The following is an 8,801-nucleotide window of genomic DNA, read 5'->3' as shown; positions in this document are numbered from 1 at the left end:
TCACCGGCAAGGCCGCACAGGTGCTGCGCTCGCGCGGGGCCAGCAATGCCCGCACCATCCATTCGCTGATCTACCGGCCCAAGGGCGAGGAGATGATCGAGGACGAGGAGACCGGAAAGACTTCGGTCGCGCCAATGTTCTCGATCAACCGGCAGAGCCCGCTCGCCAAGGCCGCGCTGATCATCATCGACGAATGTTCGATGGTCGACGAAAAGCTCGGCCAGGACCTCGTCAGCTTCGGCACGCCGGTTCTGGTGCTCGGCGATCCCGGGCAGTTGCCGCCCGTCTCCGGCGGCGGCTATTTCACCAATCACGAGCCCGATTATCTCTTGACCGAGATCCACCGCCAGGCGCGCGACAACCCGATTATCGATCTGGCGATGCGGGTGCGCGAGGGTGATGAAATTCCGCTCGGCGATTACGGCCAGGCAAAGGTGATCACCAAGCGCGACGTCACCCAGGATCTGGTGCTTGATGCCGATCAGGTTCTCGTCGGCACCAACCGCACGCGTCGGCGCTACAATCAGCGCCTGCGGGAGCTCAAGGGGTTTTCGCAGGTCTATCCGCAGGCCGGCGACAAGCTGGTCTGCCTGCGCAATGACCCGGCCAAGGGGCTGCTCAACGGCTCTCTGTGGAAGGTGATGTCTGCCTCCAAGGAAACGGTGAAGCCGGGCATCAATCTTCTGGTAAACCCGGAAGAGGACGATCCCGATCGCGGCGCAGCAAGGATCAAGCTCCTGAAGGCGGCCTTTGAGGACAGCCAGACGGAAATCCCCTGGTCCACGAAGAAACGTTATGACGACTTCGACTATGGCTACGCGCTGACGGTCCACAAGGCGCAGGGCTCGCAGTGGAACAATGTCGTGCTGTTCGATGAAAGCTGGGCCTTCCGGGATACGCGAGAGCGCTGGCTCTACACCGCCATCACCCGCGCGGCCGAAAGGCTGACGATCGTTTCCTGATGCCGCAGGAGAGGCGGGAGAAAACGCGCGGCGGCTGCATACGCAGTACCTTTAACGGCACCCCGATCACGCAGGAACTTCAAAAGGTCGGGGCTTTGTCGCCGCGCAACCGTCCGCCGTCTGTTTCTAGCGCCAGAACCTTACTGCTTGGTTAGCGCAGACGCATTCTTTTCCGCCCTCTGCCACAAAAAAAGCCGAAGCCCGTGTTTGTCATTTGAGCCTTCGGACACTACTCTTGACGAAAATCGAATCCGGATTGATTTCTGCCGGCGAACCGTCCTGTCGGGTCGCGCAACAATCTCGGGGGGCAGATCATGAAAGCGCATATCGCCACCGCTACAGTTCTGTTGGGCGCGTTCCCGCTCTTTGCCGACGGCGCGCGCGCTGAGCAAGGCTGCGGCGCGGTTTCGATCGCCGAGCTCGACTGGCCGTCGGCGGGGCTTGCCGCCTGGGTGGACCGGTTGATCCTGGAAAAGGGATTTGACTGCACGGTGAACATGGTGCCCGGCGATACCGACAGCGCCGTGGCCAGCATCATCGTCACCGGTGAGCCGGAGATCATTCCCGAATTCTGGTTCGAGAGCGCGACGCCGGCGCTTGACCATGCTGTCGCCGAGAAGCGCGTTGCCTTTGGAGCGCCGCTCTTGAACGAAGGCGGCGTACAGGGGTGGTGGGTCCCGAAATTCATCGTCGACGCGCATCCGGAAATCACGACCGTTCAGCAGGCGCTCAGCCATCCGGAGCTGTTCATCGCGGCCGAGGGCGGCGACAAGCCCGCCGTGTTCAACTGCCCCGCGGGGTGGGCGTGCCGGGTTTCGACCGCCAACCTTTTCCGTGCGCTTGATGGGGCGGAGAAAGGGTTTGATCTGGTCGACGCCCCATCTGGCGCGGCGCTCGATGCCTCCGTCGCGCGTGCCTTCGAGGCGCAGCAGGGCTGGCTTGGCTACTATTGGGCGCCGACGGCGCTGCTTGGCGAATACGACATGGTGAAGCTCAGCTTCGGCGTCGAATTCAGCAAGCAGGAGTGGGACCGGTGCACGATCGTTGCCGATTGTGCCGATCCGAAGCTCAACGCCTATCCCGTATCAGCCGTATACACCCTGGTCTCCGGCGCTTTCGTGACTGAGCACGAAGACCTGATGGACTATTTCAACAACCGTTCCTGGAGCAACGGGACCGTCAGCGAGGTGCTGGCCTTCATGAGCGCCAACGATGCCGGAAACGAGGCCGGCGCCCGTTATTTCCTCGAAACCTATCCCGAGGTCTGGAAGGCCTGGCTCGCCGAGGATGTCGCCGACAAGGTTGCCGCGGCTCTTTGAGGCCGTTCGGTCACCGCCTTGTGAAGCGGGCGTTGCGACGCTATATCAATAATGCGTCGGTTAATGGTTGGTGCTCGCTCGGAGATGGTCTTCGGCGATGTGCGCCGGACATGATCAACAGCGCGGACGCCTCTTTGTTCTACGAATCGTCCGCTTTCATGTCCCAACCGTTTTCCGGCGCATCTTCCTTTCAATCGGCAGTGAGGGCGGGGCTTTGCGGATGCAAGCGATGGGTCGGAAAACCTGCCTCATTATCGGCGGCGCGCGATCGGGCAAATCGTCCCAGGGCGAAAAACTGGCGCGGGCCTTTGACGGCAATCTCCATTATGTCGCAACGGCCGAGGCGCTTGATGCGGAAATGCAGGCACGCATCGCCCACCACAAGGCGGCGCGCGGCGACGGGTGGCAGACCCATGAGGCGCCGCTTGATCTGGTCGCCTGCCTCGAAGGTCTTGTTCGTGCCGAACGCCCAGTGGTTCTGGTTGATTGCCTGACCTTGTGGGCCACCAATCTCATTCTCCGCGACATGGATATCGGCGCGGCCGGCAGCGCGCTGGCCGGTTTCGTCGCCGAATGTCCCTATCCGCTCTTCCTCGTCGCAAACGAGGTCGGCCTCGGCATCGTGCCCGACAATGCGCTCGCCAGGAGGTTCCGCGATGAGGCCGGGCTCCTGAACCAGAAGGTCGCGGCCGCGGCCGAAACGGTGATCTTCATGGCGGCGGGCCTGCCGATGACGATGAAGCCTACATCATGAGCCACTGATAGACCGGGTTCTGGTCGTCGAGAAACACCTTGGCGGCCATGGCGAGGCTCGAGACCGCCAGAAGCGGCCGGATGATCTTCGCGCCGCGCTTCATCGCCAGTCGTGAGCCGGTCTGGGCGCCGAGAAACTGGCCGACCCCCATGACAAGGCCGATCTTCCACAGGATCGCCCCGCCGGCGAGGAACACGGCGAAGGCGCCGAGATTGGACGAGAGATTGAGCATCTTGGTGCGCGCCGTCGCCTTCAGCATGCCGAGCCCGCCGAGCGTGACGAAGGCGATCATGAAGAAGGACCCGGTGCCCGGCCCGAACAGCCCGTCATAAAAGCCGATCGCCGGAACCACGAGGCCGGCGAAGACGGGCACTGCGAGGCGCTGATGGCGGTCGGTATCGTCGAGCCCGCTGCGCAGCGCGAAGTAAAGCCCGATGCCGGCGAGCAGGAAGGGCAGAACCGCCAGCAGGATATCGCCGGAGATCACGGTTGCCAGCGCCGCGCCGAGCGCGCCGCCGCCGAAGGCGAGAAGCGCCATCGGCCATTGCGTTCTCGGATCCACCCTGCCGCCGCGGGCATAGGAGATCGTCGCCGAGGCAGCGCCGAAAATGCCCTGCAGCTTGTTGGTGCCGAGGGTTTGCAGCGGCGGGATGCCGGCGATCAGCATGACTGGAATGGTGATCAGGCCCGCGCCGCCGGCGATGGAATCGACGAAGCCGGCGATGAAGGCTGCGGCGAACAGGATGAGCAGCAGGTGGAGGCTGGCTTCGAACAATTCGGTCGTGCTCCGTGAGGGCGGGCGCGGGCATGGCCGTGGGCGGTCATCGTTTCCTTTTTCGCCCGGATCGTGTAGGTCGTTTCACGGGCGGCGCTTCAGCCGGTTTATGATCTTTCAAGAAGCAGGATTCGTTTTCATGCACAAGGTTATTTTCGACACGGACCCGGGCATTGACGATGCCATGGCATTGCTGTTCCTCGAGCGTCACCCCGATATCGCGCTTCTCGGCATCACGTCGGTTTTCGGCAATGCATCTGCCGACACCACAACCCGCAATGCGCAGTTCCTGAAGCGGGAATTCGGCATTTCCGCGCCGGTCGCGCGCGGCGCTGACGAGACCTATGATCCGGCCCGCCCGATGGCGCCCTGGCCCGTGGTCGTGCACGGCGTGAACGGCCTCGGCGACATCGAAATGCCCGAGACGGTCGACGATGTGCCGCTCGATCCGCGCCCGGCCTTTCAGTTCATCATCGATACCGTCAGGGAAAATCCGGGCGAGGTGGAAATCGTCGCCGTCGGGCGCATGACCAATCTGGCGCTGGCGCTCGCCCGTGATCCGGAGATCGCCGGCCTCGTCAAGCAGGTGGTCGTCATGGGCGGCGCGTTTGAGCGCAACGGCAATGTGACGCCGGCGGCCGAGGCCAATATTCACGGCGACCCGGAAGCCGCCGACGCGGTCTTCACCGCGCCCTGGAAGGTGGTGATCATCGGGCTCGACGTCACGATCCAGACCGTGATGACCCGCACGGTGATGAAGGAACTGGCGCTGCGCGGCGGCCCGGCGGTCGAGCTGCTGGCCAGGATCTCCGATCCCTATATCGATTTCTACAGCCAGCAGGTGGACGACGGCATGGTCGTGCATGACAGCTGCGCCTGCGTCTATGTGGTTGCGCCGGAGCTCTTCGGCCTTAGGGCCGGAACCGTGCGCGTCGTCTGCGGCGGGATCGCCGACGGCCTGACCCTTCAGAAGCCGGCCGGCCCGTTCTTCCCGCCGAGCGCGTGGGACGGCAAGCCGGAACAGCAGGTCGCCATGACGATCGAGGCGAAGAAGGTCGTCGATCTGGTGGCGGCCACGCTTGCGCCCTGATGCCAGTAACGTGCTCAACAAGACTGAATTGTTTACCTTGTTGGCAGTAACGCGTTGAATGAATTCCCCGGTGCGCATAACTTGACTTCAAGGGGCTATGTGTAACCGGGGGATGCCATGCGTTCTTTTCTTGTCGGTCTGTTCGTTTTGCTCGCGACAACGTCCGCGGCCAACGCGGCCCGCAAGTCCGGCGATGACATTTTCGAGCCTGGCAAGGTTGTCGCTGCCGTCAGCCTCAGCACGCAGACGATGAAGGTGATTGTCGGCGGCTATGAGCGCTATGTGTGGCCGGTGTCGACGGGCGCGGGAAGCTATGCGACGCCCCCGGGCGTCTATGGCGCGGAATGGCTGTCGAAGAACCACCGGTCGCGCAAATACAACAATGCGCCGATGCCCTATGCCATCTTCTTCTATCACGGTTACGCGGTTCACGGGACCGATCAGCTGTCGCGTCTCGGCTCACGCGCCTCGCATGGCTGCGTGCGGCTTCATCCGGACAACGCGGCGCTGCTCTTCAGCCTGGCCCAGTCCGTCGGACTGGACAACATGACGGTGGTCATCGGCGACTAGCAGTCGCCGCACTGCTTCAACAATGCAGTGAAGGTGGTCTTGTCTTTTGGCAGGATGAATGGCGGCTTCACACGCTCCGAGAGCCGGAAGATATCGCCTTGCCGGAGTTCACCCCTGGTTATCGGACGAGGGCTTGCTATTGAGCAGCTCCAGTAGTCCCCATGCTTGCGCGTGGCGGGATTGTAGGTTTTCTTTCCGTACTGGAAACAGAGCGGTATGACCTCCTCGACGCGGACCACAGGCCTGTTGATGTTGGTGAGGTCCAGATTGGGCATGGTATAGCTTCGCACTTCCCAAAGTCCCGGAAGCACGACCGTGTTGCCCGGGTACCAGAGGTATGTCCGTCCGTCGGGCAAAAAATACTCCACCTGAGTCCCGTGGACCGGCTCATAGGTCATCCGCGTGTGGCCGGAGAAAGACTTCTCGAGTGCTTTGCTCTTTGCCGTCGGGCCGTTGTAGTATTTTTCGAAGGCGGGATTTGCGCGGGAGAAGGGGCTGCTTTCACTGACGCAGCCCGCCGATACGATTGCGACAAGACCGATCAGAGTCGAGGCTTTCCAATTCACGCGGCTTCCCCCTGGCAGATGGCAACGGATACATCCTTTCCTGGATACGATGCGATCGCGCCGAGAGCAACATTTCTCGAGCTCTGAAAAGCTGTTCGCGTGCTTTTTCCGGGGCAGTGCTGATTGCGAAATCCGGCCGCCGCGGTTGCTCAGAACTTATAACCAAGGCCGACCTGAAATTTGTTCCGGCTCGCCTCGATGCTGAAGTCCTTGTCCCAGCTGAAGTCGTGGCTGATTTTCGGATAATAGGAATAGCGATATTCGGCGCGGGCGAAGAAGTTATCGGTGAAGGCGTGTTCTATGCCGGCGCCGACCGTCCACGCCTTGACCGTGCGGGTGCCGGTGTCGATCGATTGTCCGTTGAAACTGCCGGTGCCGCGCCCGCTTGCCAGCTCGCCGCCTGCTGTGCCGAACAGCATCGTGTTTTCATAGGCATAGCCGAAACGACCGCGCAGCGAGCCCGACCAGCCGAGATCCAGCTTTCCCTCGGCCGTCTCGACCTTGTTGGAAATCACCACCTGGAGGTTCTCGTTGCCCGAGCCGGCGAGATAGTCGAATTCGCCTTCGATGCCGACGACGAGATTGTTCTCGAACTGGTAGTTGGCGCCGACAAAGCCGCCGCCCAGCCAGTTGTCGATCCTGATATGGTCCTGAACGACGCGAAAGGTGTGCGGGTCTGCGTCCGTCCAGTGATACCCGGCCAGGGCGCCGACATAGACGCCGGTCCAGTCGAAGGGCGCGGGCGGCGGAGGGGCGGGAGGCTCAAACGGTGGCGGCGCGACGACATCTGCCCCGAACGCCGGCATGGCCGAGGCCATCATCAGTGCAATAAGACTGAGAGATCTGTTCATTGTTTTCGTCCTCGTGATTAATTCAAGTATAAATCAATACCATAATGGTTAATTAAATCATAATTGACAATAATGATATTCATATTTTACATTAGTTGTATTTTATGTATTTAGTTTTATATTATTATTACTATAAAATAAATTACTTATTTATTAGATAAGTCGCCTTCGCCCCGGATGTCCGCCGAATCGGGCGCCGGCTCTTGACGGCCCGGCGTGCGCGGGGCATAAGGTCTGCCATGAACACGGCCCTTTGCATTATCTGCACGATTATTCGCTAGCGTCCCGCTGGCCGGCCGTTCTTGTCCTGAAACCCAATCTCTGACAGACGACCCGGCCGGGCCGCCGGCCTGTGCGTGCATCAAGACTGATTTCGGGAGACTGGACATGGGCGACGCCCTGAAGCTCTACAACACGCTGACGCGCGAGAAGGCCGAGTTCCGGCCGATCGATCCCGACAATGTGCGCATGTATGTGTGCGGGCCGACGGTCTACGACTTTGCCCATATCGGCAATGCGCGGCCCGTGATCGTCTTCGATGTGTTGTTTCGTCTGCTGCGCCATCTCTATGGCGAGGACCACGTCACCTATGTCCGCAACATCACCGACGTCGACGACAAGATCAACACGCGGGCAAAGCGCGACTATCCGGACCTGCCGCTGAACGAGGCGATCCGCAAGGTAACCGAAAAAACCGCCGACCAGTTCCACAAGGATATCGCGGCACTCGGCGTGCTGGCGCCGACGGTGGAACCGCGCGCGACCGAGCATATCGATGGCATGGTGGCGATGATCCAGACGCTTCTCGACAAGGGTAACGCCTATGTCGCGCAGGGTGCCGAGGGCAGGGAAGTGCTGTTCGACGTGCCCTCCATGCCGGACTATGGCCGTCTGTCGCGGCGTAATCTGGAGGACCAGCAGGCCGGCGCCCGCATCGCGGTGGAAAGCCACAAGAAAAGCCCGGCGGATTTCGTGCTGTGGAAGGAAAGCGCCGCCGACGAGCCCGGATGGGACGGGCGCTTCACCTTCGAAGGCAAGACCGAGACCATCAACGGCCGTCCGGGCTGGCATATCGAATGCTCGGTGATGTCGGAGAAACATCTCGGCGAGACCTTCGACATTCACGGCGGCGGCCTCGACCTGATCTTCCCCCACCACGAAAACGAGATCGCGCAATCCTGCTCGGCCCACGGCAACCACGTCATGGCCAATGTCTGGATGCATAACGGCTTCGTGCAGGTGGAAGGCCGGAAGATGTCGAAGTCGGAGGGCAATTTTTTCACGATCCGGGAGCTGCTCGAGACGGAGAATTTCGGCGGCCGCAAATGGCCGGGCGAGGTGCTGCGGCTGGCGATGCTGATGACGCACTATCGCGAGCCGATCGATTTTTCGACAGAAAAACTACTCGAAGCTAGGCGCACCCTCTGGAAGTTTAGAAAGTGGGCTTTCAAAGATCAGGAAGTGGGATACCAATCCATTCACAATACTCAGGCACCTCACCCAGGTGTGCTGGACGCCCTTCGCGATGACCTTAATACACATGCCGCGATTAAATCCCTGCATGAACAAATTAACGTATTGAGCAACTCGTCGACACACGCAGAACCAGCACATGAGCATAGGTTAATTCAGTTCCGCCAATCTCTGCGTTTGCTTGGCTTTTCGGTGGAAGCCAATCAGCTTAGTGAAGATCAGACTAGGCTAATTGACGAAAAGATCACCCAGCGCCTCGCCTTCATCCGCGAAAAAAACTGGGCAGAGGCCGATCGTATCCGCGACGAACTGGCCGCGCAGGGCATCCAGTTGAAGGATTCGAAAAACAAGGAAACCGGCGAACGCGAGACGACCTGGGAGGTCAAGCGGTGAGCACGGTGCATGCAGTTCCTCTCCCTTCAATCTCCCCCCTTGAGGGGG

General features: G+C 60.9%; 9 protein-coding genes. 6 read left to right on the top strand and 3 right to left on the bottom strand.

What is annotated here, in order from left to right:
• The 3 genes from AC5DC2_RS14385 to cobU all read left to right on the top strand — a co-directional run.
• Positions 1-962 (top strand): ATP-dependent DNA helicase (locus AC5DC2_RS14385; RefSeq protein WP_491698966.1); only part of this gene is annotated, 962 nt, incomplete at its 5' end.
• Positions 963-1,276: 314 nt separating this feature from the next.
• A complete protein-coding gene (locus AC5DC2_RS14380) occupies positions 1,277-2,281 on the top strand; it encodes a glycine betaine ABC transporter substrate-binding protein (protein WP_491698965.1) in 1,005 nt (334 codons plus the stop codon).
• 220 nt (positions 2,282-2,501) lie between these two features.
• A complete protein-coding gene (gene cobU / locus AC5DC2_RS14375; RefSeq protein ID WP_024709380.1) occupies positions 2,502-3,035 on the top strand; it encodes a bifunctional adenosylcobinamide kinase/adenosylcobinamide-phosphate guanylyltransferase in 534 nt (177 codons plus the stop codon).
• Here the strand turns inward: cobU and AC5DC2_RS14370 are convergent.
• Positions 3,025-3,810 (bottom strand): TSUP family transporter, encoded by a 786-nt coding sequence (locus tag AC5DC2_RS14370; protein ID WP_024709381.1) that lies wholly within the window; start codon positions 3,808-3,810, stop codon positions 3,025-3,027. The genes cobU and AC5DC2_RS14370 overlap by 11 nt on opposite strands.
• Before the next feature lie 139 nt (positions 3,811-3,949).
• Here AC5DC2_RS14370 and AC5DC2_RS14365 point away from each other — a divergent pair, with 139 nt between their 5' ends.
• Both AC5DC2_RS14365 and AC5DC2_RS14360 read left to right on the top strand, forming a co-directional pair.
• Positions 3,950-4,900, top strand: coding sequence for a nucleoside hydrolase (locus AC5DC2_RS14365; protein WP_491698964.1), 951 nt, complete (start codon positions 3,950-3,952; stop codon positions 4,898-4,900).
• Positions 4,901-5,017: 117 nt separating this feature from the next.
• Complete coding sequence (locus AC5DC2_RS14360) at positions 5,018-5,470, top strand: L,D-transpeptidase (protein WP_491698963.1); 453 nt, start codon at positions 5,018-5,020, stop codon at positions 5,468-5,470.
• Here the strand turns inward: AC5DC2_RS14360 and AC5DC2_RS14355 are convergent.
• Both AC5DC2_RS14355 and AC5DC2_RS14350 read right to left on the bottom strand, forming a co-directional pair.
• Positions 5,467-6,036, bottom strand: a complete 570-nt coding sequence (locus tag AC5DC2_RS14355) for a hypothetical protein (protein ID WP_491698962.1) — start codon at positions 6,034-6,036, stop codon at positions 5,467-5,469. The genes AC5DC2_RS14360 and AC5DC2_RS14355 overlap by 4 nt on opposite strands.
• Before the next feature lie 149 nt (positions 6,037-6,185).
• The gene (locus AC5DC2_RS14350) at positions 6,186-6,887 is read right to left on the bottom strand and encodes an outer membrane protein (RefSeq protein ID WP_491698961.1); all 702 of its coding nucleotides are present in this window, start codon (positions 6,885-6,887) and stop codon (positions 6,186-6,188) included.
• 387 nt (positions 6,888-7,274) lie between these two features.
• Here AC5DC2_RS14350 and cysS point away from each other — a divergent pair, with 387 nt between their 5' ends.
• Positions 7,275-8,753, top strand: a complete 1,479-nt coding sequence (gene cysS, locus AC5DC2_RS14345; RefSeq protein ID WP_491698960.1) for a cysteine--tRNA ligase — start codon at positions 7,275-7,277, stop codon at positions 8,751-8,753.
• Positions 8,754-8,801: the final 48 nt, after the last annotated feature.

It is taken from the genome of Martelella sp. (assembly GCF_984369615.1).
This window is presented reverse-complemented; position numbering and strand designations above follow the sequence as displayed.